This window comes from Micromonospora zamorensis (genome assembly GCF_900090275.1).
Classification (GTDB): Bacteria; Actinomycetota; Actinomycetes; order Mycobacteriales; family Micromonosporaceae; genus Micromonospora; species Micromonospora zamorensis.
The window spans coordinates 2,758,582-2,782,436 of sequence record NZ_LT607755.1; the positions used below are offsets into that span (position 1 = coordinate 2,758,582).

A 23,855-nucleotide genomic window follows, 5' to 3' on the forward strand; every position below is an offset into this window, starting at 1 on the left:
ACCGCCGTGCTGATCTGGATCGTGCTCGCGGTGGTGCTGCTTCCCCTCGTGGCGCTCGCGTTGGCCGTGCGCCCGGTGCTGACCCGGCTGCCTGGGCTGCGGCGCGCCGCCGTGGCGTTGCAGCGGCGGGCCGCCGAGGCCGAGGCGCTACGGGAGACGGCCGAGTCGTTGCAGCAGCGCGCCGAGGGTGTGCAACGCCAACTCGACACCACGTCTCAGCGGCTCGCGCTGATCAAGGCCAAGCGCGGCTGACCAACCGGTCGTTCGGGTTGTTGACGGATCATCCCGGGTTGGTCAAGACTTCACCCTCCGGGCCAGACCATCACCACCCGGCGGGTGGCGGGCGGCCGATCCGCACGTACGATGGGCTGCGTACCACCCCTCGGACACAGACCGACTGGAGCTTCTCATGGGTGCCCTCAAGCCGTGGCACATCGCTGTTCTCGTGGTTGTGCTGATCCTGCTCTTCGGTGCGAAGCGGCTCCCCGACGCTGCCCGTTCGCTGGGTCGGTCGCTGCGGATCATCAAGGCCGAGACCAAGAGCCTGCAGGACGACGACCGCGACCTCGCCGAGAAGGCCGACGCGCAGTCCGGCTACCAGCCGCTGCCGCCGCACGCCGGGCAGCAGGCGCCGTACACCGGGCAGCCGCAGCAGGCGCCCTACCAGCAGGCGCCGACGCAGCAGCCGGTCGTCGACCCGGTGCACCGCGTCCGCGACAACTGACCGAAGGGCCCCACCATCGTGGCCTTCGCACTGCGTAAACGCGGCCCAAAGGCGTTCGAGCGGGCCGCCGACGGCTCGATGACGCTCATCGAGCACGTCCGCGAACTGCGTAACCGGCTGTTCCGCGCGTCGCTGGCGATCATGATCGGCTTCGGCTTCGGTATCTGGCTGGCCGAGCCGGTCCGGTTGTTGCTGTCGAAGCCGTACTGCGACCTGCCCGGGTCGGTCGACCCGGTCACCGACAAGTGCCTGTTCGTTCAGCTCGGTCCTGCGGACCTGTTCCTGCTGAACCTCAAGATCGGCCTGTGGGTGGGCCTGATCATCGCGGCGCCGATCTGGCTCTACCAGCTCTGGGCGTTCATCGCGCCCGGCCTGCACCGGCACGAGCGGCGCTACGCCTATGCCTTCACGGCCCTGGCGGCGCCGCTCTTCGCGGCCGGTGCGGTGCTGGCGTACTTCGTCACCGCCAAGGGCCTCGAGTTCCTGATGAACGTGTCCGGCGATGACATCTCGACCACCCTGGAAGTCACTCGGTACATCTCCTTCGTCACCAATCTGATCCTGCTGTTCGGGGTGGCGTTCGAGTTCCCGTTGATCGTGCTGATGCTCAACTTCGTCGGCATCGCCAGCGCGAAGCGGCTGCTCAGCTGGTGGCGGGTGGCGATCTTCGTGTTCTTCGCCTTCTCCGCCGTGGTCACCCCCACCCCGGACCCGTTCGGGATGACCGCGTTGGCGCTCTGCCTCTCCGCCCTCTACTTCGGTGCGGTCGGGGTCGCGTTCATCAACGACCGGCGGCGTGGGCGGGGCAAGGAGGTCTACGCCGGCATCGACGACGACGAGGTGTCGCCGTTGGAGTTCGACAAGGACCCGGTCGTGGCCGGGCAGCGGGTCGACTCGACAGCGCCGATCGGCGTACCCGAGCCGATCGCCAGGCCGGCACCGATCGAGCGTCGCTACGACGACATGACCTGACGCCTCGGCGTGCTGGGTCCACCAACGCCGTCCCCGCCTGGCGGGGACGGCGTTGTCGGTCCTGTGGGCAGACGCCCGGGTCGCGCGACCGTTGCGGCGAACGGCATCATGCATCCATGAACTCCGGTGCCATCATCACCATTCTCATAGGTGTGTCCCTGGCGTGCGTCGGCGTGGTGCAGGCATGGGGGATCCGGAAGCTGCGCCGAACCGGCGTGGCATCTGTCGGCACAGTGATAGGCCACGAGAGGACCGTCGACGACGGCGCGCTCTACGCACCGGTGATCGCCTTCGTCGACGAGAACGGCCGCAAGCGCCAGTTCACGGTCGCCATACGATCCAGCGGGCGTGTCCACCGCGTCGGGCAGGAGGTTCCGGTGATCTACCCGCCGGGGTGTCCGAACGACCCGAGACTGGCCTCGTTCAGGCACCACCTGGTGACGGTCGGTCTGCCGCTGGCAGTGGGCGCGTTGTTCGCTTTCCTCGGCCTGTTCGGTTTACGGCAGGTGTGAATGCCGTTCCGCCGTGCAGGGCCGTCTGAATGCGGCTTGGCCGGCCGTCGTCCGACCGCTACGGTGCTGCCCGTGACCGCAGAAGATCACCTGAACGGCCCCATCGCCGTGCTCGCCAACTCGACCGCTGGGCGAGGCCGTTACAGCGCTCTGCTGCCACGGCTGTTGGACGGTCTGGCTGCCGCCGGGCGACCAATCCGGCTGCTGACGGCGACCGGTCCGGCCGAGGCGGAGGCGGCGTGCCGGGCTGCGGTCGCCGACGGTGCGGGCGCGCTGGTTGCGATCGGCGGGGACGGAACCGTGCACCGGGCGTTGCAGACGGTCGCCGGCACGGATGTGCCGTTCGGCCCGATCCCGGCCGGCACCGGCAACGACTTCGCCCTGGACACGGGTTTTCCGGCTGACCCCCTCGCAGCGGCGGAGGTGATCGCGTCGGCGTTGCGCGACGGCCGCAGCCGCGCCGTGGACCTGGCCCGGATGACCGGCGGCGACGGCAGCAGCGAGCGCTGGTACGGGGCGGTCCTCGCGGCCGGGTTCGACGCGATCGTCAACGAGCGGGCCAACCGGATGCGCTGGCCGCGTGGCCCTCGCCGCTACGATCTGGCGATCCTGGTCGAGCTGGCCCGGCTGCGCCCCCGCCGCTACACGCTGCGCCTCGACGGGGTGCCGCACGAGTTGGACGCGGTGCTGGTGGCGGTGGGTAACTGCCCGACGTACGGCGGCGGGATGCGAATCTGTCCCGACGCCGACCCGACCGACGGGCTGCTCGACGTGGTGGTGGCGGGCCGGGTCAACCGGCGGACCCTGATCCGGGTGAAGCCGCGCATCTACCAGGGCACCCACGTCAGCCACCCGCTCGTGCGCAGCTTCCGCGCCCGCACGGTGGAGTTGAGCGCCGAGGGCATCACCACGTACGCCGACGGGGAACGTTCGTTGGGCCTGCCGGTGACGATCAGCGCCGTCCCGGGCGCCCTGCGACTGTTGCGTTGACCCGTACCGCACCGATGCTGGCCGCGATGACCAGCACGATGGCGGCGCACTCCAGCACTGTCAGGGCCTGTCGCAGCACCAACCACCCGGCGAGCGTGGCGATGGCCGGCCCGAGGCTCATCAGCACGGCGAAGGTGGCGGTGGGCATCCGCCGCAGCGCCAGCAGCTCCAGCGTGTAGGGCAGGCCGGAGGCGAGCACCGCGAGGGCGGTGCCCAGCGCCAGCACCGGCGGGTCGAGCAGCACCGCGCCGCCGTCGACGATGCCCAGCGGCAGGGTGACCAGCGCGGCGAGGGTCAGTGCCAGGGCCAGCCCGTCCGCGCCCGGGAACCGGCTGCCGACGCGCGCGCTCAGCACGATGTAAGCGGCCCACATGGCGCCGGCGCCGAACGCGAAGGCCACGCCGACCGGGTCCAGTCGGTCGAAGCCGCCCTGGCCGAGCAGCGCCACCCCGGCCAGCGCGAGCCCCGCCCAGCCCCAGCTGGCCAGTCGTCGGGCGCTGAACACCGACAGCGCCAACGGGCCGAGCACCTCCAGCGTCACCGCCGGACCCAGCGGGATGCGTTCGATGGCCTGGTAGAAGAGCGAGTTCATGCCGGCCAGCGCCAACCCGAACGCGCCCGCCGCGAGCCAGGCCGAACGGTCGTGGCCGCGCAGCCGGGGCCGGCACACGATGAGCAGCAACACCGCTGAGATCGTCAACCGCAGGGTCACGGCGCCGGCCACCCCGGTGCGCGGGAAGAGCAGCGCGGCCACGGCGGAGCCGAACTGCACCGAGAGGGCCCCGCCGAGCACCAGGCCCACGGCGGCAGCGCCACCGCGCCGGGCCGGTGGTGCGTCGGCCGGTGGTGGCGTGGGCAGCAGGATCTCGGTCACGGGCACGACGGTAGGCGGCCCCTTACGGCCATCCTTCGGCGGGTCCACCGGCCGACAAGGGCGAGCCCGTCACTCGACTACTGCCGAAGCTGGGCCGACACGGCCGTAAGCGGTCGCCAACGTGGTGCTACCGGCGTACGGTCGCTGGTATGACCAGCGCGATGAGGAAACTGTCCATCTCCGTGCCACCCGACGTGGCTGAGCGGCTGGAGCGCGAAACCAACGCGAGCGCGTACATCACCCAGGCCGTCCGTGACCGGATGCGGCTGGACGCCCTGGACGCGGAGCTGGCCCACCAGGGCATCCCGATCACCGAGCAGGGCGTGGCCGAGGCGCGCGCCCGCCGGGCCGCCGTGGAGGCCGACTGGTCCCCGGAGCGCCGCAGCGCCCTTCGCGAGCGGGTCCGCCAGCACGCGCTGGACGCCGCCGCCGGAACGCCCGAACAACCGGCCGCGTGAGCCCCGAGGACGACCGCCCGGTCCGGCTCGTGCTGGACCGGTCGGCACTGCTGGCGTACCTGGCGGGGTCGGTGCATGTCGGGGAGCCGCTGCACGAGGTCATCCAGGACCGCAACAGGTTCGGCGTCACCGCCGTGACCGCGGCGGAGGCCCTGGCGATCGTCACCGACCCGAAGGAACGAGCGACCCTGCACCGCCTGCTGAACCTGGACGCTTGTGAGGTGCTCTCCACCGAGGGGCGCTCCTGGCACGAACTCAGCTTCTGGCGCACGGTGACGGGCCGTGCCGATCTGGCCACCACAGCGCTGGCCGTCCTCGAACACGACGCCTCGATCCTGACCGCTGAGGACCGGTACGGTGACGGCGAGCTACCAGTGATCCACATTCCCGGCTGACGGCACGGAAACCGCAGGTCAGGCCGGCAGGGCGAGATCGAGGACGGCGCCCAGCCCGTTCTCCCGACCGGGTTCGGCGGCCGGGAGCACCAGCGCCGCGCAGCCGGCGGTCACCGCGCCCGCGTCGGCTGGTGTGTCACCGACCATCAGCGTCTGTTCCGGGTCGACACCGAGCATCCCGCAGGCGCGCCAGAAGATCGCCGGGTCGGGCTTGCAGCGCCCCACCTCGTACGAGAGCACGAACGCGCCGACCAGGTCGGTCAAACCCCACGTGTCGAAGTGCGGCCGCAGGTCGAAGCCGATGTTGCTGACCACGGCGACCGGCACCCCGGCGTCGCGCAACGCGGTCAGCGTGGGCGCGGTGTCCGCGTACGGCAGCCAGCCCTCGGCGGTCAGCAGCCGCTCGTAGAGCGCGTCGGCGAAACCCTCGATGCCCGCGTCGACCGTCTCGGCCAGCCCGGTGTACGCGCCCCGGTGGGCGTGTTGGTAGAGGTCCCGATCGGCCCACAGCTCGGCCAACCGTGGTGGCACCCGCGCCGGCAGGGGCCCTCCGGCACGCCCGGCGGTGAGGAGCCGGTCGGCCAGTGAGGTGGCCCGGACCCGATCCAGGGTGACCCCGCACGCCGCCGCGGCCTCCAGCACCCACTGCCGGGGCTCCTCCACCTGGGCCAGGGTGCCGTGGAAGTCGAAGAGCACCGCCTTCACGGGCCGTCGGGACGCCCGGGGGGCGGCGGCCTCGTTGCCCGGCGAAGGGGTCTGGGTCGGTTCGGCATGGTCCGGCACGCCGTGCACCCTACCGACCGCCGCCGACGGCACCTCCGGACGGCCTTGTGGGGTGTCGTGTCCCGGCACGCACTAATCTTGGTGTCATGTCGAGTCCCGCCGAGCGTTACGCAGCGGCGCGCCGCCGGGCCGCGCAGGCCTCACAGTTTCCCGCGCTGGACGAGTTCGCCCTTGACCTGGGGTTCGACCTCGACGACTTTCAGCGTGAGGCGTGTCAGTCGCTGGAGCGGGGCAGCGGTGTGCTGGTCTGCGCACCCACCGGCGCCGGCAAGACGGTGGTCGGCGAGTTCGCCGTCCACCTTGCGTTGCGCGGGCGGCCCGACGACCCCGTGACCGCCGACGACACGGCGACCCCGCCGCCCCGGCGCAAGTGCTTCTACACCACGCCGATCAAGGCGCTGTCCAACCAGAAGTACCACGACATGGTCGCCCGGTACGGCGCCGAGCAGGTCGGTCTGCTGACCGGTGACAACGCGATCAACGGCGACGCGCCTGTGGTGGTGATGACCACCGAGGTGCTGCGCAACATGCTCTACGCGGGCTCCAGCACGCTGCAGGGGCTGGCGTACGTGGTGATGGACGAGGTGCACTACCTGGCCGACCGGTTCCGTGGCGGGGTGTGGGAAGAGGTGATCATCCACCTTCCCGCCTCGGTCACCCTGGTCTCGTTGTCGGCGACGGTCTCCAACGCCGAGGAGTTCGCCGACTGGCTGGTCACCGTGCGCGGCGAGACCGCGGTGGTGGTCAGCGAGCACCGACCGGTGCCGTTGTGGCAGCACATGCTGGTCGGCAAGCGGATGTTCGACCTGTTCCACGACGCCGACGCCGCCCGCAAGCACGACGTGCACCCCGAGTTGCTGCGCTACACCCGGGAGACCGTGCGGCGGCTGGAGTTGGGCGAGGGACGCAGCGCGGGGCCCGGCGCGGGTCGGCGCGGCCCGCGCTGGCGTGGCCCGATGCGCCCGGACATCGTCGACCGACTGGACCGGGAGGGCCTGCTGCCGGCGATCCTGTTCATCTTCAGTCGGGCCGGCTGCGCCGCCGCGGTGCAGCAGTGCCTCGCCGCCGGGCTCCGGCTGACCTCGCCGGACGAGCGGGCCGAGATCCGCCGAGTGGTCGAGTCCCGGGTCACCGCCATCCCCGGCGAGGACCTGACAGTGCTGGGCTACTGGGAGTGGCTCGACGGCCTGGAGCGCGGCCTCGCCGCCCACCACGCCGGCATGCTGCCGGTGTTCAAGGAGATCGTCGAGGAGTTGTTCGTCCGCGGCCTGGTCAAGGCGGTCTTCGCCACCGAGACGCTGGCGCTGGGCATCAACATGCCGGCCCGCTGCGTGGTCCTGGAACGGCTGGTCAAGTACAACGGCGAGGCGCACGTCGACCTGACCCCGGGGGAATACACGCAGCTCACCGGGCGCGCCGGCCGCCGGGGCATCGACGTGGAGGGGCACGCCGTCGTGGTGTGGTCCCCGGAGACCGACCCACGGCAGGTGGCCGGGCTCGCGTCCACCCGCACCTACCCGCTGCGCTCCAGCTTCCGGCCCTCGTACAACATGGCGGTGAACCTGGTCGGCACTGTCGGCGCGGAGCCGGCCCGGGCGCTGCTGGAGTCCTCGTTCGCCCAGTTCCAGGCGGACCGGTCGGTGGTGGGTCTGGCCCGGCAGGTGCAGCGCAACACCGAGACGATCGAGGCGTACGGCGCGGAGGCCGCCTGCCACCACGGCGACTTCGACGAGTACTTCGCGCTGCGGGTGGCGATCGCCGATCGGGAGAAGGCCATCGCCCGGCAGGGGCAGACCCAGCGCAAGGCCGCCGCGGTGGCGTCGCTGGAGAGGCTGCGCGTCGGCGACGTGATCCGGGTGCCGTCGGGCCGTCGGGCCGGGCTTGCCGTCGTGCTGGACCCGGCGACCGGTGGGTTCGGTGAGCCCCGGCCGTTGGTGCTCACCCAGGACCGCTGGGCCGGACGGGTCAGCCCCGGCGACTTCACCACCCCCGCCGAGGTGCTGGCCCGGATCCGGGTGCCCAAGCACTTCAACCACCGTTCACCGGGTGCTCGGCGGGATCTCGCCGCAGAGGTCAGCGGCACCGGTCTGGACCGGCACGGCGGCCGACGGGGTGGCCGTTCCCGACAGGTGTCCGGGGAGGACCACCAGATCACCCAGCTCCGCACCGAGCTGCGTAACCACCCCTGCCACGCCTGCCCGGAGCGGGAGGACCACGCCCGCTGGGCGGAACGGCGTCGGCGGCTGGAGCGCGACACCGAGGAACTGCGCGAGCGCGTCTCCGGGCGTACCGGGTCCCTCGCCCGCACCTTCGACCGGATCGTCGCGCTGTTGACCGACCGTGGCTACCTCGCTCGCGACGGCGCGGTCACCGACGCGGGGCGGATGCTCGGCCGGATCTGGACCGAGGCGGACCTGCTGGTCGCCGAGTGCCTGCGCCGCGGAGTGTGGAACGGCCTGTCCCCGGCCGAATTGGCCGCCGCGGTGTCCGTGGTGGTCTTCGAGGCGCGCCGCGACGTCGACGAGCGGGCGTCGCTGCCGCGCGGGCCGGTGGCCGACGCGGTCGACGAGACGTTGAAGCTGTGGGGAGAGATCGAGGCCGACGAGGCGGCGCGCGGGCTGAACGCGACCCGGGAGCCGGATCTCGGCTTCGCCTGGCCGGTCTACCGGTGGGCCCGGGGTGAGGTGCTGGCCAAGGTGCTCGGCAGCGGTCACGAGATCGACGGTGAGATGCCCGCCGGTGATTTCGTCCGGTGGGCGCGACAGGTGGTCGACCTCCTCGGTCAACTCGCCGATTCCGGCGGCGCCTCCCCGGAGCTGCGTTCCACGGCACGGCAGGCGATCGCGGCGATCAACCGGGGTGTCCTGGCGTACCACACCTCGGCCTGATCACCACATTCGATCACCATCGGTGTCGAATCGACGCATCGGACGGTCACCGTGACAGCACCCCCCGGATAGCCCGGGGGGCGCTGTTGCGCCTGATCACGGCACCCCTGATCATTGCCGGAGCGCCTTGTTGACGCGCCGCTAACAAATGGGGAGAAACCGCCGTGGCGGAGATCAATCACTTTGAGTACGGGTGGATCACGCCCGCGCTGAGCTACGCGCTGTCCGTGCTCGGCTCGATCCTCGGTCTGGTCTGCGCCGGGCGAATCCGCAGGGCGCAGACGAACGGCCAGCGGGCCTGGTGGGGTCTGCTGTCGGCCTGGGCACTGGGCGGCACCGCCATCTGGGCGATGCACTTCATGGCCATGCTCGGGTTCGCCGTCGAGAACACCCGGATCCGCTACGACGTGCCGCTGACCGTGGCCAGTACGGCGATCGCGGTGGTGGCGGTCGGGATCGGCCTGGCCATCGTGGGCACCGGCCGGTTGAACGCGGTGCGACTGATCGCCGGCGGCATCTTCACCGGTGCCGGTGTGGCGTCCATGCACTACACGGGCATGGCGGCGATGCGGCTCAACGGCAGCCTCGACTACGACCCCGTCCGGGTCGTGCTCTCCGTGGTCATCGCCGTCGTGGCGTCCACCGTCGCGCTGTGGCTCGCGATGACCGTCCGCCGCGGGTTGGCGATCTTCGCCTCCGCGCTGGTCATGGGGGTCGCCGTGAACGGGATGCACTTCACCGGGATGAGCGCCCTGTCGGTGCACCGCCACGAACGGGCGGGCGAGGTGACCGGCGCCGGGGTGAGCACCCTGCTGGTGCCGATCATGCTGGCCGTGATCTTCGGGGTGGTCGGTCTGCTCTACGCCCTGCTCGCCGCCCCGACCGACGACGACCGGGCCGCCGCGGCGTACCTGGACGGGCGTCGGGTCGCGGAACCGGCCGCGGCGACGCCCGTCGCCGCCCCGGACCCGGTCGGTCTGCGCGCCCGCTCCACCCTCGGCCAGCCCGGCACCCCGTTCCCGTCCCGTCGGGACACTCCGCCCCGCTGACCCGCGACGGGCGGACAGGTCGCCGGCGGCTCACGTCGGCGGGCGGACAGGTCACCGGCGGCTCACGTCGGCGGGCGCCCGGGCCGGCTGCCGTCGATGACGACGGTGGCCAGCAGCCCGGGGTGGTCGGTGGCCCCGTGCATGGTCACCGACCTGCGGCAACAGAGTGTGATGCCGGTTGTCGCCACGATGTGTTGTCGTGCGCCGTCGTCGACCCGGGAGTGGCCCGGCGGCGCACAGGAGCGCACGTCGGGGTCGGCGTCGGCCCGCAGATTGAGGTCACCGCCGAGCACGGCGGGTCCGGAGCCGGTGCCTCGGCGGATCGTCGGCAGGATCGTGTCGAGCAGGTGGCCGCACTGGGCGAGCGCGACGCGGTAACCGGTGTTGGCCAGGTGCGTGGTGCAGGCGAGCAGGCCGCCGTCGACGTCGACGCAGAGCCAGGCCCGTTCCTCCGGGTCCGCGAGGTCCTGCGTCGGGTGGATGCCGCTGTACACGACGCGCGAGGTGTCCGGCGTCCGGACGTGGGCCAGCAGCCCGATGCCGTACGGCTGACCGTTGCGACACCTGGTGTCGGCGCCGCTGGGCCGGTCGCCGGCGGCCTGGAACGCGGCCACGACGCTGCGACCCGGGTGGACGGTCTCGAACACGCGCCGTAGGGCGGGCACGTCGTCGTCGCAGATCTCGTTCAGGGTGACCAGGTCGGGGGCCTCGGCCCTGATCACGTCGGAGGCGACGGCGACGGACCGGCCGGTGTAGCAGCCGGCGCGGCCACTGTTGCAGAGGTTCAGTTGGAGCATCCGCAGGACCGTGGGTCTGCCGGTCTCCGTGGAGCTGGCCACCGTCGGCCCGGCCGGCAGCCCGGCGGCGACGATCAGGAGGCCCACGGCCAGGGCTCGGCGCGGGAACCGGTGCAGACGATTGGCCACGCGCACTCCGGGTGGGGGAGGCGACAGTCGTCGCCGCGGTGCCCGTGATCGTACTCGCGGCCGGCCGCCGCCTCACCCGGCGCGGGATGCCGATGGGGGCACGCGCGGTGCGCGTACCCCCATCGGGCTGGTCAGCGCGCGCGGACCGCGACGACCGTGTACGGCGTGGTCGGGGTCGGTGGGGTGGTGAAGCGGGCGTTGGGCAGGTAGAGCCGGCCGAGTGCCTTGGCGACGGTCGTGGGGACGTCGAAGTTCGGGGCCGTGATGGTGGTGGTGAGCGTTCCGGCGGTGCCGGCGTGGTTGAGCGTGACCACCGCGATCTGGTTGAGGCGGTTCTGCACGACGTAGAGGGTGCGGCCGAGCAGCAGCAGCCCGTCGCCGTTGGTGAAGGTGTGGCCGGGCACGTCCACGACGGTGCTCACGCCGGTCGCCGGGTCGACCCGGAACAGCGTGCCGGTCGTCGACTGGACGACGATCAACGCCTTGCCGTCCGGTGTGGTGGTGATGCCGTTGAGGTTGACGCCGGTGCCGACCTGCTCGTACGCGCCGGTCAGCGCGATCGTGGTGAAGCCGTCGGCGGGCGGCAGCGCGCCACCGCGGCCGAGCGGCAGCCGGTAGAGCACCGGGCGGTTGGAGTCGGTGAAGTACGCGGCGTGGCGGGTCAGGACGACGTCGTTGACGAACGTCGGGGCGGTGGCGAACTGGTAGCGGGCCAGCACCTCGCCGGTGCGGGTGTCGAGCACGCGGGCGTCGCCGGCCGTGCCGCCGGAGACGAACAGCCGGCCGCGTGCGTCGACCTTGAGGCCGAGCGACGGTGTGCCGGTGGGCGCGCCGATCGTCGTGCCCCGGCCGCTGATCAGGTCGACGCGCTGGATGGCGCCCGTCGCGCGGGAGCCGAAGTAGGCGTATCGGCCTGCGGTGGCGATGCCTTCGGGCTGGAACCCGTCGGGTAGGGCGAGGACGGTGGGTGGCCGGACTCCGGGGTGCGCCTGCGCGGGCGCGACGGCGACCGAGGTCAGGAGGGCGGCGGTCAGGGCGCCGCCGAGGGCGGCCCTGAGGGGTCGGTTCACTGTGCTCCTTCCGGGCGGCGAGGCGGCGCGAGCCGACCCATCCGCCACGATTACTGGGGCCAGGACCCGATCCACTGTACGACCGCTGCCGTCCGCCCGCCCGGCGTGCGACGCCCGACGTCACCGGCGCGGCCCTCAGGAGCCGCGCCGGTGACGCGTCGAACTGCGGATCTCAGGGGTTGCGTACGAGCCGCCACCGGTTGTCCGCGCTGCCGTTGTCCGAGTCCTGTACGGCCTGCGCGCCCCAGGCGGTCGACCCGTTCAGGATCCCGAGCAGCTTGTTGCTGTTGACGTTGCGGATCTTGTAGGTGCCGTCGCCGTTGTCCACCAGGATCCACCGGTGGTCGGCGGTGCCGTTGTCCGACCACTGCAGGACCCGGGCGTTGTCCGCTGTGGACATGTTCTCCACGCCGAGGACCTTGCCGCTGTTGACGTTGCGGAACCGGACCGCGTTGCCGTCGGTCACGATCACCCAGTTGTGGTCGGCGGTGCCGCTGTCGCCCCACTGCACGGCCAGCCCGCCGTCGGCGGTGGACATGTTCTGGACGCCGAGGACCAGCCCGGTGCCGACGTTGACCAGGCGGCTGCTGCCGCCGGTGCTGCCGCCGCCGCTGGTGCTCCAGTAGACGGTGTAGTTGTATCCGTGGGCGTCCTGGAAGGGGGCCAGGTTGACAGTGGACCCGTTGGCGTTCGCGGTGAACGCGAGTGCCGTGGTGCTGGTCCGGGAGATCGACGAGACGGTGAGTGCCGGCAGGGTGCTCAGGGCGGTGTTGCCGTAGTTGCCGGCCAGCACCGACGGGCCGTACGTGACCGCGGCGACGTTGGCGTTGTCGTTGGCGGCCCGCACGACGACCTGCATCGGCAGGCGCACGGTGATGGTGTCGCCGGCGGCCCAGGTGCGGGTGACCGTGGCGTAGCTGCCCGGTGTGGTGGCGACGTTCTGCACCGTGCCGTTCACGGCGATCGTGGCGCCGTTGGTCCAGGACGGGATCCGCACCCGGATGCTCCACGAGCCGCTCATCGACCCGGACAGGGTCAGCGTGCTGGTGTCACTGACCGGGTAGTTGGTGCTCTGCGTGACCGTGATGCCGCGTTGCGACCAGGTCAGCACCGACGGCGTGAACAGGTTCACGGTGAGCGTCGTGCCGTTGTGGAAGTAGATGGAGTCCATCAACCTCGTGTTGATCTCCAGGCCGGTGCCCTGGCAGCACCAGAACGAGTTGTAGTCCGTGCTCCAGGTGCCGCCGCCCCACGCCGGCCCCACGCCTCGACGCCCGCCCGGCCGCAACGGGGTGAAGTAGGTGATGTGGCCGTGGCTGTCCGCCGGGTTCTGTCCGCCGATCAGGTGGTTGGTCGTCGCGCGCTCGTAGAAGTCGAAGTAGTCCGCCCGGTTCGGGTCGAGCAGCCACAGCTCCCGGGTCAGCTTGAGCATGTTGTAGGTGTTGCACTGCTCGCAGGTGTCGTTGTTGAGATATCCGGCGATCGCGTTGGGCGCCCGGAAGTGCTCGGCCTGGCTGTTGCCGCCGATGACGTAGGAGTGCGCGCCGACGGTGATGTTCCACGCGTTGCTGGCGATGTCCCGGTAACGGGTGGTCCCGGTGGCCTTGAACTCCCGGGCGGCGCCCACCCACTTGGGGACCTGGGTGTTGGCGTGCAGGCCGGAGAGCTGGTCCTGATTGGAGGCCAGGGGGTTGAACACGGCGGCGTGGTCGAACCGCTGGGCGGCGGTGAGCCACCGGGTGTCGCCGGTCTGCTGGTAGATGTCGGTGAGCACGTCGTTCATGCCGCCGAACTCGGTGCCCAGCATCGACTGCATCTGGCTGGAGCTGAGCCGGGCCGTGCGGGTGTCGACCCAGCCCGCGAGGGACAGCAACACCGTACGGGCCTGCGTGTTGCCGGTGTAGCGCCAGACGTCGAGCAGCCCGGCGAGGGTCTTGTGGATGCAGTAGTAGGGCACGTTGCCGTTGGACAACGTCCGCGCCTCCAGCGCGGTGAAGTCGGACTCGGGGAAACCGGAGAGGTAACCCGCGCCGAAACCGGCAGCCCCGTTGTTCGCCTGGCACTTGGCCAGCTCGGCCACCATGTAGTTCGCCTTGTCCCGGCAGGTGGTGTCGCCCAGCACCGCGTACGCGTACGCCCAGGCGGTAAGGAAGTGCCCCTGCATGTGGGTCCGGAAGGGGAAGTTCGGCGCGTCCCAGCCGCCGTTGGTGGCGGCACCGTTGGTGGACAGCCGGTGGTTGGCGCGGAAGTTGTAGAGCATGCGGTCGACGTCGACGAACCGCAGGTAGTTGAGCGTCCGTGTCTGGTTGTCCATCCAGCGGCCGCTGGTCAGCCGCACCTGGCCGAGGTCGAACGGGTACGCCGAGACGCCGATGTCCGGCCGGACCGGTGGCACCACGGCCGCAGCCGCGCTGCCGGCGGCGACAGTGGTGCCGGTCGCGGAGAGCACCACTGTGGCTCCGGCGGCCTGGAGCAGGTGTCGGCGGCTGAGGGGTGGCATGGAACCTCCAAAGGGACTTGTGACAGCGGGACGGGTCTGGTGGTGAACGACCGCAACGGCGGGCGGGGCTGGGCGCGCCGGCGGCGGCCGTCGCGGGTGGGGTGCTGCCGCTGTGGACTTCCACGTGCTGCCCGGTGTAATCGCTCCACGTCAATGTGATCGCTAACATAGTTGGTCGTTAACATGCCCGCAACCCCCGTGACGCCTGCTGTCCGATCCGGTCGTGCCGAACTCGCGCCTCGGACGACTGGCCGCGTCGTGTCCCACCTCGGCGACGGCCTGAGGGCTCCGACGTGGTCCGAAATGGAGGTTATGGCGGAAGGGGCCGAATCGGCGGGTGGCGGATCATGATGACCTGCCCTCCGTTGACGCCCGCCGCACCCCTCAGTACCGTGCATCGTAAAACGTGGATGTCAGCGCTGATACGTCAGCGTTACGGCGAGGTTGCGCCGGTCGTCTCACGCCAGTTTAAAAACCCAGGTCAGAGGCAGTGAAAGGGGGTATTGGCGATCACCTGTTAGCGCTAACAGGATGCCCGTTTGTGCTGCTGGGTCTGGCGACAACGAACGCCCGCTCGATCGGCAGCCGGGTGGCGGCAGTCCGCCGAGTCAGACATCGCGCACCGCGCATTCGGTAGGAGAAATCGTGAAGGTGAAAGATCGCACCAGAACCGGCGCCGGCAGCCGCGCCCGACGCGCCGTCGCCTGGCTGGCGAGCATCGTCTGCGTACTGGCACTGGTGCCCGGCACGGCCAGGGCCGACAACCCCATCGTCCAGCACATCTACACCGCCGACCCGGCACCCCTGGTGCACAACGGCCGGGTGTACCTCTACACCGGACACGACGAGGACGGCTCCACCTACTTCACCATGCGTGAGTGGCGCGTCTGGTCGTCCGCCGACATGGTCAACTGGACCGATCACGGGTCGCCGATGAGCCTGTCGACCTTCGCCTGGGCGGACGCCAACGCGTGGGCCGGGCAGGTCATCGCCCGCAACGGCAAGTTCTACTGGTACGTGCCGGTGCGCCAGCGCTCGAACGGGCAGATGGTCATCGGAGTGGGGGTGGCGGACAGCCCGACCGGGCCGTTCCGGGACGCCATCGGTCGACCTCTGGTCGGCAACAACGAGATCGACCCGTCGGTGTTCATCGACGACGACGGGCAGGCGTACCTGTACTGGGGCAACCCGGGCCTGTGGTACGTGAAGCTGAACTCGGACATGATCTCCTACTCCGGCAGCGCGACCCGGATCACGTTGACCACGGCGGGGTTCGGCACCCGGACCGGCAACGCGAGCCGGCCCACCCTCTACGAGGAGGGGCCATGGGTCTTCAAGCGCAACGGGTTGTACTACAACGTGTTCGCGGCCGAGTGCTGCTCGGAGTTCATCGCCTACTCCACCGCGCCGGGCCCGACCGGACCGTGGACGTACCGGGGGACGATCATGCCTCGGCAGGGCAGCAGCTTCACCAACCACGCCGGTGTCATCGACTTCAACGGCGGCTCGTACTTCTTCTACCACAACGGGGCGTTGCCCGGCGGCGGCGGTTACACGCGCTCGGTGGCGGTGGAGAAGTTCAGCTACAACTCCAACGGCACCATCCCGACGATCACCATGAGCACCGCCGGGGCGCCGCAGGTGGGCACGCTGAATCCGTACGGGCGGCAGGAGGCCGAGACGATCGCCTGGGGTTCCGGCATCGAGACGGAACCGTCCAGCGAGGGCGGCATGAACGTCGGCTGGATCGAGAACGGCGACTACGTCAAGGTCAAGGGGGTCGCCTTCGGCGGCGGCGCGACCTCGTTCACCGCCCGGGTCGCCTCGGCGACCAGCGGCGGCCGGATCGAGGTGCGGCTCGACAGCGCCAGCGGCCCGGTCGTCGGCACCTGCACCGTGGGTGGCACCGGCGGCTGGCAGACCTGGGCCACCACCACCTGCGCGGTGAGCGGCGCGACCGGCACGCGTGACCTGTACCTGCGCTTCGCCGGCGGCACCGGCAACCTGTTCAACCTCAACTGGTGGCAGTTCGGTGGCACCGGCGGCAGCGGGAACGTCCTGACCAACGGCAACGTCGAGAGCGGCACGACGGGTTGGGGCGTGAACGGCAGCGGCACGCTCTCCACCAACACCTCGGTCGTGCACGGCGGCAGCGGATCGCTGTCGATCACCGGGCGCACCTCGGCGTGGAACGGCCCCAGCCAGGACGTGACCTCGAAGCTCACCAACGGCAAGAGCTACACCACGAGCGTCTGGGTACGCGCGCAGAGCGGCACACCGTCCGCGAAGGCGACCATCGCGCTGACCGCCAACGGCACGACGAACTACCTTCAGCTGACGCCCACGGCGGACGTGAACGTCAACGGCTGGACCCAGCTCACCGGCACGGCGACCGTCTCCTGGAGCGGCACGCTGACCGGGGCCACGTTCTACGTGGAGACGGCGGCAGGCACCGACAGCCTCCTCGTCGACGACGCCTCGTTCCAGTGACGCGCGGTGCCGGAGCCGTGCCCGTACGGCTCCGGCAGTCCGCCGCAGCGCGGGATCGGCGCGAGCACCACTCGACGCTTGACGAACGGCATGTTATCGCTCACAGTCGATGAGTGAGGGCGGCCGCACCTGTGGCTCACCGGGCGAGCCTGCCGGTCGCACCTCCGCACACGACGTCCGCCCAGGGCATGCCGGACGTCGTGGCAGGGCTCCCACCAACGGCGCCGTGACGGCCACCGGGCTCTCGCTCGTCACGGTCCCGCCGGTGGTTGGGACGAATCCGCAATCGGCACTGGCGTCGGCGCTGACATCGCCGCCGCCGGTCTCTCCGACATTCGCGGGGGCAGATTCGGGCGCTGCACCTCCATCGCTGAACCACCACAGAGAAGGAAGTCGCATGAACCACAAACGAGCCCTGCGAGCGGCGGTGACCATCGCAGTGGCCGGCGCCCTGGCAGCCGGAATGACACTGACGATGACCACCGCGGCCAGCGCCGGCACGACCCTGCGGGCCGCGGCGGCGGAGAAGGGCCGCTATTTCGGTGCGGCCGTCGCGACGGGCAAGCTCTCCACCAGCGCGTACACGACCATCCTGAACCGTGAGTTCAACAGTGTCGTGGCCGAGAACGAGATGAAGTGGGACGCCACCGAGCCGCAGCAGGGTCAGTTCAACTACGGCGGTGGTGATCGTCTGGTCAGTCATGCGCAGGCCAACGGCATGAGTGTGCGGGGTCATGCGCTGTTGTGGTATCAGCAGCAGCCGGGCTGGGCGCAGGGGATGTCGGGTAGCGCGTTGCGGAACGCGGCGATCAACCATGTGACGCAGGTGGCGACGCATTTCCGGGGCAAGATCCACTCGTGGGATGTGGTGAACGAGGCGTTCGCCGACGGTGGTAGTGGTGGGCGTCGTGACTCGAATCTGCAGCGCACCGGTAACGACTGGATCGAGGCGGCGTTCCGGGCGGCGCGGGCGGCGGATCCGGGTGCGAAGTTGTGTTACAACGACTACAACACCGATGGGATCAACGCGAAGTCGACGGGCATCTACAACATGGTGCGGGACTTCAAGTCCCGTGGTGTGCCGATCGACTGTGTGGGCTTCCAGTCGCACCTGGGCACGTCGTTGGCCGGTGACTACCAGGCCAACCTGCAGCGTTTCGCCGACCTCGGCGTGGACGTGCAGATCACCGAGCTGGACGTGATGACCGGCGGCAACCAGGCCAACATCTACGGCTCGGTCACCCGCGCCTGCCTGGCCGTCTCGCGCTGCACCGGCATCACCACCTGGGGCGTACGCGACTGCGACTCGTGGCGGGGTTCGGACAACGCCCTGCTCTTCGACTGCAACGGCAACAAGAAGGCCGCGTACACGGCCGTCCTGAACGCCCTCAACGCCGGCCCGGGCATCCCCACGGACCCGCCGCCGACGACCCCGCCGCCCACCGACCCGCCGCCCACGACCCCGCCGCCGGGGACGCCGGACGGTTGCTCGGCGTCGGTGTCGGTCAACTCGTGGACCGGTGGGTTCGTGGCCACCGTGAAGGTGACCGCCGGTTCCGCCGGGACGAACGGGTGGAACGTCAGCGTTGCGCTTCCCGGTGGCGCGAGTGTCACCAACACCTGGAGTGCGACGGCCAGTGGCACCACCGGCACGGTCCGGTTCACCAACGTGGACTACAACGGTCGGCTGGGTGCCGGCCAGGTCACCGAGTTCGGTTTCCAGGGCAACGGCAGCGCCTCCGGCCTGACGCCCACCTGCACCGCTTCCTGAGCACACGATGACCGACTGACGTCGGCCGGTGCGGAGAACCACGACGGTCCTCCGCACCGGCCGACATCAGGTCGCGCCGTACGGGTCGATCAGGAGTACGGAAGCCGCAGCACCGACTGGTTGCCGATGCCCACGGTGCTCGGGTTGTTGCCGATCGCCGACCAGACCTCCACCCGGACGGTGCCGTTGCTCAGTGCGCCCAACGTGCCGGTGGCCGAGGACAGGCCGGCGTTCTGGGTGTAGTGCTCGTACCCGGGGACCGGGTCGGTGGCGAAGTAGCGCAGGGTCTCCACCCGTTCCCAACTGCCGTTGCCCGTGAGGTCGTAGGAGATCCGCACCTGCACGCCGTTGCCGACCGCCGTCCCGGCGTCCACGAACAGGTCGAACGTGGTCTGCCCGCCGGTGTAGGCGAGGTTGAGGCCGGTGGCCGTGAAGACCTGCGCGTTGGTGGGCGTACCGTCGTGGTTGCCGTTTGCCGCCGCGACAGTCGTCGTGGCCGCGCCACCGGCGGCGCCCAACCCGCCTCCGGGCAGCAGGTACCGCGTCGGACCGCCCGTGGCCGGCGGCGGGGTGGTCGTCGGCGGGGGGTCCGTCGGCGGGGGGTCCGTCGGCGTCGTCGGGGGAACGCCGCCGGCCGCGTTGCCGCCGCTCCAGGTGTACGCCCCGGTGGTGGCCGTCTTGCCGGCTCCCACGGTGAGCGTGGTGCCGTTGGAGAAGGTCACCGTGATCGGCGCGGCGGTCGGGTTCGATGCCACGTAGGTGCGGGCACCGTTGCGCGAGAAGACCGCCGACAGCGGATGGTTGCCGGTCACCGTCGTGTCGACATTGCCCAGGGCCGCCAGGTTGCGGATCCAGTGGAAGGTGTGCGCCCGGCTCTCGCCCTCCTCCGGGGTGTAGCCCGGGTTCGCGCGGAGGTTCGCCAGCGCCGCGTCGGGGTCGCCGAGAGCCTGGAACTGCCAGAGGATGTCCTGCCACACCGTCGGTTGTCCGCCGTTGTTGCGGACGAGCTCGGCGTAGTTGGTCCGCACGTACGCCGGGTTGTTGCCCAGGTAGAGGTGACCGCCGGTGACCGGCAGCAGGTTGATGCCCTGGATCATCTCCGGCTCGGCGCTGAACCAGGTGGCGTACGCGCCGCCGTCACCCCAGACCATGCCGACCGTCGAGTGCCCGAACGCGGCGGGGAAGTTCTGGTCGCTGACGTCGAACCAGTATTCCTGGATCGCCGCGGCCTGCGTGGTGTAGAGGAAGACACCCGCGTCGCGGACGGCGGTGTCGCCGGTCGTCTGCCCCCACTGGATCAGGGCGCTCGCGAAGTTCATCCCCTCCGACGAGGACTCCTGGTTGTTGCCGGAGCCGAACGAGCCGTGCCCGGACGCCCAGTCGTGGCCGGCGTAGATGTCGAAGTCCCGCAGGTACGGGAAGCGGGTGTCGTCACGACGGTAGTTGTTGGCGTCCCGGATCAGCAGGTCGACCATGCCGCCGTAACGGCTGGTAGCCGCCCAGGTCGGGTCGAACTTCGCCAGGGTCGCTGCGGCGGCGATGTAGTAGCCGTAGTGGAAGTGGTGGTCGTTGAGCTCCTGGTCGGACCCGTACGACGCCGGGTAGCCGATCAGGGTGCCCCAGGTGTTGTCGTAGTAGAAGACCCTGCTGGTCTTGCCGCTGGACGCGGTGAACCAGTCGGTGAGCGTGCTACGGATCGCGTTCAGCGCGCTGTCGCGCGTCGTGGTGTCGTTGACCTGGTCGGCGATCTCGGCGATCCGCGCGGCGCGGCCGAGGCCCTTGCCCGTCCAGTAGGTGTCGTTGCCGCGCTGGTCCATCGGGTTGGCGCGGGTGGCGGCCAGGTGCCCGGTGAGCGTCGACAGGTCGCCACCGCTGCCGTCACCGACGGCCGGCAGCTCCGGCAGGATGCCCTGGAACTTCATGGCGGTGCGGAACTGGTTGACGCCGGTGAGCACCTTCATCCGGCCGCGCGCCGACGGGTAGGTCGGCGTGATCGCGGTGGAGCCGCTCAGCGACTTCCACTGGTGCGGGTAGAGGCTCACCACGGTCTGCGTGGCGGTGCCCTCCCGAGGGGTCGTGGTGAACGCGTACGTGGTGGTCAGTCCGCTGGTCGCGGGGTTGTAGGCGTACGAGACCTGGGTGCCGGTCACGTGGGCGTGCGCGTACTGACCGTAGGTCGCGGCCAGCGCGGCGCGCTCGGTCGCGCTGGACGTCGGCGGCAGCAGGGCGACGGAGAAGTAGCCGCGACCGGCCAGGGTGGACGAGATCCGGCCCGACGCCACGGTCCAGCTGGCGCCGCTGGGGGCGAACCCGACGTAGTCGTGGCCGTTGACCCGGAAACCGATGGTGGCGCCGCTGTTGGACCAGACGTCGGGGGTGCCGGCGGTGCTGATCTGCGCGTTCCCGCCGGTGGTCTGGAAGTACGCGAAGGGCAGACCGTGGCCGATGGTGGCGCGCATGGTGCGCGTGCCGTCGCTCCAGTGCGGGCTGACAGTCCAGTCCGTCCAGCCGTCGACCTTCACCAGGGGAGCGGCGAGCCCGGCCACGCCGACCCGGATGTCCTGCACGTACGGGTAGTGGAACTCCCCGACGCCGGTGGCGGTGCCGCTGATGGCGGGAGTGGAGTTGGCGGAGAAGCCGAGCCCGTCACCGAAGGTGTCGTACGAGATCGGGTGGGCGTGCAGCGGTTCGCTGAAGGAGCAGTCGGTGCGCTTCCACAGCAGGGAGGACCACCAGTCGTTTGTGGGTATCGGACCGGTGGGCGCGTTGGCGGTGGCGAACTGCCGGGGGTTGCTGGACATCGCGCCGCACCCGCTCGGCAGCGGACCGACGGGGGTGGTGGTGTAGCTGCCGGCGCCGACGGGCGCGGCTTCGGCGGCGCGGGTGACGGGGATCGCGAGGCCGCCGACGATCAGGGCCAGCGCGGTGGTGGCGGCCAGGACCCATCGGCGGTGGGGGACGGGAGGTTTCATGGTGCCTCCATCGCGCGTCGGGTGCGGCCCTTGCCGGCTCCGACGCGTTGCGTCTGAATTGGGGGGAAGGTCGGGTGAGAGAGCGCTCTCACGGCCACGGTAGTGGAGCACCTAGATCCCCGTCAATGTGTCCATCCTGTTGCGTACTGATGTCGCTATTTGCCGGCGCCCTCGCGCTCGCTCAGCAGCGTCTCCGGCGCGCGCATCCGCCACGCGTCCGTCACCAGCTCGTCCAGGCGTTCGAGGTCGATCTCCGCCAGGCGCAGCAGCACCAGGGGCAGGCCGTCGTAACCGGGCGCGGTGAAGAAGACGTCCGGTTCGCCGAGCAGGAGAGCCTGCTTCTCCGCCTCGTCCCCGACGAACAGCACGGCGATGTCGAGCCGGATCACCCGCGGCCGGCCCGGCACCCGCTCCGGATAGGACCAGACGAAGCCCTTGTCGGCCACCCGGAAATCGAAGCCGTCACTGGCGATCTCCACCACGTGCGGCAGGGCCAGCGCCACCCGGCGTACGTCCTCCGCGTCAACCACCGGGACCCCTCACACCACGTACCGTCCGCATGTGCCGAGATTACGCGGTGGACAGGCCGATCGCGGTCGCCCCGATGACGGCCCGGGTGCCGCTCTCCTGCACGTAGCCGACGACCGTGGCACCGCGCGGATCGAGATCGGGCGGCACCGTCAGCTCCATCCGTCCGCCCTCGGCGCCCGCTCCCACCGACGTGAAGGCCCGTACGACGTTGTCCTGCCGTAGCGTCCGCCCGGCGTTCTCCCCCCGGGCGATCTCGCTGTCCAGGCCGCGTTGCACGATCGCCACGTTCAGCACCGCGCCCTCCGGTGGCTGATCGACCTGGTAGTCCAGCACCACCCGCGGCCCGCCGACGTCCGGTGCGGACAGCGTGAGGGTGGTGGCGGCGGTCGTGGCCAGGGCGGACGCGATCGCGCCGGCCGCCCGTCGACGATCGGACCCGACGAACTCGACGGTGCCGTTGACGACCATCTGCGGCGTGTACAGACGTCCGGAGCCGAAGGCCCGGGCGTACGCCTCCTGCCGCGCGGTGTATGCAGCGTCGGCGAACTGGTCGGGCCAGCCCAGATCGTCCCAGTAGTCGACGTGAAACCCGAGGCCGAAGACAGGTTGACCCCGTTCCCGGGCGTCACTCTCGATCTCGGTCAGCAACTCCTCGGCGGGAGGGCAACTGGAGCAGCCCTGTGAGGTGAACATCTCCACGACCGCGAAGCCGCCGTCCGTCGATGGGTTCGTCATGTGGCGTGTCTCCTTCCCACGTGCCGGCTGCGGCGCTGCGTTTCCCGTTCCGGCCCGGACAATGCGCGGCGGGTGCTCTCCTGCTGGCCTCTTGGGAGGCGTCACCGGCGCGGGTGGTTGGATGGTCGGGTGCAGTTCACCGTGACAGACGCGCCGGAGCGGGAGCGCTTCGAGGCGCGCGACGAGGCGGGCGTGGTCGCCGGGTTCGTCACCTATCAGCTGACCGGCTCGATCATCGCCTACACCCACACCGAGGTCGACCCGGCGTTCGAGGGCCGGGGCGTCGGGTCGACGCTGGCTCGCGCCGTGATGGACGACGCGCGCGCCAAGCGCCGGACCGTCGTGCCGATCTGCCCGTTCCTCGCCGACTGGCTGGTCAAGCACCCGGAGTACGAGGGCATCGTGGTCCGCTCGACCCGCAAGGTCAAGTAGGCCGGCCCCTTCCGCCCTTCATCCCGTCGGGAGACGTGCACGATGACTGCTCAGACCTTCCGGGCGCTGCACCACGGCCGCGCCCTCGGAGACCCGCTCGTCCTCCCCGGTCCCTGGGACGCGGCCAGCGCGCTGGCCTTTGCCGAGGCCGGCTATCCCGCGCTCGCCATCCCCAGCGCCGGGGTCGCCGCCTCGCTCGGCTACGAGGACGGCGCGACCCCGCCCGACGAGATGTTCGCCGCGGTGACGCGGATCGTCCGGGCCGTTGCCGTCCCGGTGTCCGCCGACGTCGAGGGCGGGTACGGCCTCACCCCCGGCGAGCTGGTTGGGCGGCTCCTGGAGACGGGCGCCGTCGGCTGCAACCTGGAGGACTCCGAGGGAGGCGCCACGCTGAAGGATCCGCAGCGGCACGCGGACTGGCTGGCCGAGGTGCGCGCGGAGGCTGGCGACGCGCTCGTCATCAACGCGCGCGTCGACACGTTCCTCGTCGGCGCGGGTGACCCGGCCGACGCGGTGGCACGAGCCCGCCTCTACACGGCCGCCGGCGCCGACTGCGTGTACCCCATCCTGGCGCCGCCGGAGCTGCTGCCGGTGCTGCGCGAGGGCATCACCGGCCCGATCAACATGGTCGCCGGCGCGGACAGCGAGTCCGTGGCCGAGTTGGCGCGCTGGGGCGCGACGCGCATCACCTTCGGGCCGGCCATGCAGCGGTACGCCATCGGGGCGGTCGGCGACCTCGCGGCACGACTGCGCGCCTGAGCCCGCCCGCCGCCCCGGGAATGA

At 70.8% G+C, this 23,855-nt stretch carries 21 protein-coding genes; 13 read left to right on the top strand and 8 right to left on the bottom strand.

The genetic code is table 11. The features are described 5' to 3' along the window. The first annotated feature begins 6 nt into the window (after positions 1 to 6). From GA0070619_RS11915 to GA0070619_RS11935, 5 genes are all read left to right on the top strand, one after another. Entirely contained in the window at positions 7 to 252 is a 246-nt protein-coding gene (locus GA0070619_RS11915; RefSeq protein WP_088948122.1) for a hypothetical protein, read from the top strand. A gap of 157 nt (positions 253 to 409) precedes the next feature. After that, the gene (gene tatA / locus GA0070619_RS11920; RefSeq protein WP_088948123.1) at positions 410 to 724 is read left to right on the top strand and encodes a Sec-independent protein translocase subunit TatA; all 315 of its coding nucleotides are present in this window, start codon (positions 410 to 412) and stop codon (positions 722 to 724) included. 18 nt (positions 725 to 742) lie between these two features. Next, a complete protein-coding gene (tatC, locus tag GA0070619_RS11925; protein WP_088948124.1) occupies positions 743 to 1,696 on the top strand; it encodes a twin-arginine translocase subunit TatC in 954 nt (317 codons plus the stop codon). A gap of 116 nt (positions 1,697 to 1,812) precedes the next feature. Then, the gene (locus GA0070619_RS11930) at positions 1,813 to 2,208 is read left to right on the top strand and encodes a DUF3592 domain-containing protein (protein WP_088948125.1); all 396 of its coding nucleotides are present in this window, start codon (positions 1,813 to 1,815) and stop codon (positions 2,206 to 2,208) included. A 63-nt stretch (positions 2,209 to 2,271) separates the two neighbouring features. Further along, positions 2,272 to 3,198, top strand: a complete 927-nt coding sequence (locus GA0070619_RS11935) for a diacylglycerol kinase (protein WP_231927385.1) — start codon at positions 2,272 to 2,274, stop codon at positions 3,196 to 3,198. Here GA0070619_RS11935 and GA0070619_RS11940 read toward each other — a convergent pair. Continuing rightward, positions 3,161 to 4,078: an EamA family transporter gene (locus GA0070619_RS11940; protein ID WP_088948127.1), complete on the bottom strand. Its 918-nt coding sequence runs from the start codon at positions 4,076 to 4,078 to the stop codon at positions 3,161 to 3,163. The genes GA0070619_RS11935 and GA0070619_RS11940 overlap by 38 nt on opposite strands. Positions 4,079 to 4,221: 143 nt before the next feature. Between GA0070619_RS11940 and GA0070619_RS11945 the strand changes: the two genes are divergently transcribed. After that, positions 4,222 to 4,530 carry a hypothetical protein gene (locus GA0070619_RS11945; protein ID WP_088948128.1) on the top strand — a complete coding sequence of 103 codons (309 nt, stop codon included), beginning with the start codon at positions 4,222 to 4,224 and terminating at the stop codon, positions 4,528 to 4,530. Then, positions 4,527 to 4,925 (top strand): hypothetical protein, encoded by a 399-nt coding sequence (locus GA0070619_RS11950; RefSeq protein ID WP_088948129.1) that lies wholly within the window; start codon positions 4,527 to 4,529, stop codon positions 4,923 to 4,925. The genes GA0070619_RS11945 and GA0070619_RS11950 overlap by 4 nt, the downstream gene beginning before the upstream one ends. 18 nt (positions 4,926 to 4,943) lie before the next feature. Here the strand turns inward: GA0070619_RS11950 and GA0070619_RS11955 are convergent, their stop codons facing one another. Next, positions 4,944 to 5,708, bottom strand: a complete 765-nt coding sequence (locus GA0070619_RS11955; RefSeq protein ID WP_088951735.1) for an HAD family hydrolase — start codon at positions 5,706 to 5,708, stop codon at positions 4,944 to 4,946. A gap of 86 nt (positions 5,709 to 5,794) precedes the next feature. On the opposite strand from GA0070619_RS11955, the gene GA0070619_RS11960 reads away from it, so the two are divergent. Continuing rightward, on the top strand, positions 5,795 to 8,596 hold the full coding sequence (locus tag GA0070619_RS11960; RefSeq protein ID WP_088948130.1) for a DEAD/DEAH box helicase: 2,802 nt from the start codon (positions 5,795 to 5,797) through the stop codon (positions 8,594 to 8,596). A 164-nt stretch (positions 8,597 to 8,760) separates the two neighbouring features. Further along, positions 8,761 to 9,645 (top strand): MHYT domain-containing protein, encoded by an 885-nt coding sequence (locus GA0070619_RS11965; RefSeq protein ID WP_088948131.1) that lies wholly within the window; start codon positions 8,761 to 8,763, stop codon positions 9,643 to 9,645. A gap of 62 nt (positions 9,646 to 9,707) precedes the next feature. Here GA0070619_RS11965 and GA0070619_RS11970 read toward each other — a convergent pair whose 3' ends face one another. The 3 genes from GA0070619_RS11970 to GA0070619_RS11980 form a co-directional block, all read right to left on the bottom strand. Next, positions 9,708 to 10,571 (bottom strand): endonuclease/exonuclease/phosphatase family protein, encoded by an 864-nt coding sequence (locus GA0070619_RS11970; RefSeq protein ID WP_231927386.1) that lies wholly within the window; start codon positions 10,569 to 10,571, stop codon positions 9,708 to 9,710. 131 nt (positions 10,572 to 10,702) lie between these two features. Beyond that, positions 10,703 to 11,641, bottom strand: coding sequence for an NHL repeat-containing protein (locus GA0070619_RS11975; protein ID WP_088948132.1), 939 nt, complete (start codon positions 11,639 to 11,641; stop codon positions 10,703 to 10,705). Between the two features lie 172 nt (positions 11,642 to 11,813). Beyond that, complete coding sequence (locus GA0070619_RS11980; protein ID WP_088948133.1) at positions 11,814 to 14,141, bottom strand: beta-L-arabinofuranosidase domain-containing protein; 2,328 nt, start codon at positions 14,139 to 14,141, stop codon at positions 11,814 to 11,816. A gap of 738 nt (positions 14,142 to 14,879) precedes the next feature. Between GA0070619_RS11980 and GA0070619_RS11985 the strand changes: the two genes are divergently transcribed. Then, a complete protein-coding gene (locus GA0070619_RS11985) occupies positions 14,880 to 16,631 on the top strand; it encodes a family 43 glycosylhydrolase (RefSeq protein ID WP_197699672.1) in 1,752 nt (583 codons plus the stop codon). 397 nt (positions 16,632 to 17,028) lie between these two features. Next, the gene (locus GA0070619_RS11990; RefSeq protein ID WP_088948135.1) at positions 17,029 to 18,402 is read left to right on the top strand and encodes an endo-1,4-beta-xylanase; all 1,374 of its coding nucleotides are present in this window, start codon (positions 17,029 to 17,031) and stop codon (positions 18,400 to 18,402) included. Positions 18,403 to 18,491: 89 nt separating this feature from the next. Here the strand turns inward: GA0070619_RS11990 and GA0070619_RS11995 are convergent, their stop codons facing one another. The 3 genes from GA0070619_RS11995 to GA0070619_RS12005 form a co-directional block, all read right to left on the bottom strand. Continuing rightward, positions 18,492 to 21,374, bottom strand: coding sequence for a glycosyl hydrolase (locus GA0070619_RS11995; RefSeq protein WP_088948136.1), 2,883 nt, complete (start codon positions 21,372 to 21,374; stop codon positions 18,492 to 18,494). A gap of 155 nt (positions 21,375 to 21,529) precedes the next feature. Further along, the gene (locus GA0070619_RS12000; protein WP_088948137.1) at positions 21,530 to 21,904 is read right to left on the bottom strand and encodes an MmcQ/YjbR family DNA-binding protein; all 375 of its coding nucleotides are present in this window, start codon (positions 21,902 to 21,904) and stop codon (positions 21,530 to 21,532) included. 40 nt (positions 21,905 to 21,944) lie between these two features. Further along, complete coding sequence (locus tag GA0070619_RS12005) at positions 21,945 to 22,640, bottom strand: DUF1223 domain-containing protein (protein WP_088948138.1); 696 nt, start codon at positions 22,638 to 22,640, stop codon at positions 21,945 to 21,947. Between the two features lie 129 nt (positions 22,641 to 22,769). Between GA0070619_RS12005 and GA0070619_RS12010 the strand changes: the two genes are divergently transcribed. Together GA0070619_RS12010 and GA0070619_RS12015 are read left to right on the top strand one after the other, a co-directional pair. Further along, a complete protein-coding gene (locus tag GA0070619_RS12010) occupies positions 22,770 to 23,072 on the top strand; it encodes a GNAT family N-acetyltransferase (RefSeq protein WP_088948139.1) in 303 nt (100 codons plus the stop codon). Between the two features lie 42 nt (positions 23,073 to 23,114). After that, the gene (locus tag GA0070619_RS12015; protein ID WP_088948140.1) at positions 23,115 to 23,831 is read left to right on the top strand and encodes an isocitrate lyase/PEP mutase family protein; all 717 of its coding nucleotides are present in this window, start codon (positions 23,115 to 23,117) and stop codon (positions 23,829 to 23,831) included. Positions 23,832 to 23,855 lie beyond the last annotated feature (24 nt).

Excerpts from the sequence above, each read along its gene's own strand:
- tatA (WP_088948123.1), top strand. The coding sequence starts at position 410 with ATGGGTGCCCTCAAGCCGTGGCACATCGCTGTTCTCGTGGTTGTGCTG.
- GA0070619_RS11930 (WP_088948125.1), top strand. The coding sequence starts at position 1,813 with ATGAACTCCGGTGCCATCATCACCATTCTCATAGGTGTGTCCCTGGCG.
- GA0070619_RS11945 (WP_088948128.1), top strand. The coding sequence starts at position 4,222 with ATGACCAGCGCGATGAGGAAACTGTCCATCTCCGTGCCACCCGACGTG.
- GA0070619_RS11960 (WP_088948130.1), top strand. The coding sequence starts at position 5,795 with ATGTCGAGTCCCGCCGAGCGTTACGCAGCGGCGCGCCGCCGGGCCGCG.
- GA0070619_RS11980 (WP_088948133.1), bottom strand. The coding sequence starts at position 14,141 with ATGCCACCCCTCAGCCGCCGACACCTGCTCCAGGCCGCCGGAGCCACA.
- GA0070619_RS11990 (WP_088948135.1), top strand. The coding sequence starts at position 17,029 with ATGAACCACAAACGAGCCCTGCGAGCGGCGGTGACCATCGCAGTGGCC.
- GA0070619_RS11995 (WP_088948136.1), bottom strand. The coding sequence starts at position 21,374 with ATGAAACCTCCCGTCCCCCACCGCCGATGGGTCCTGGCCGCCACCACC.
- GA0070619_RS12005 (WP_088948138.1), bottom strand. The coding sequence starts at position 22,640 with ATGACGAACCCATCGACGGACGGCGGCTTCGCGGTCGTGGAGATGTTC.
- GA0070619_RS12015 (WP_088948140.1), top strand. The coding sequence starts at position 23,115 with ATGACTGCTCAGACCTTCCGGGCGCTGCACCACGGCCGCGCCCTCGGA.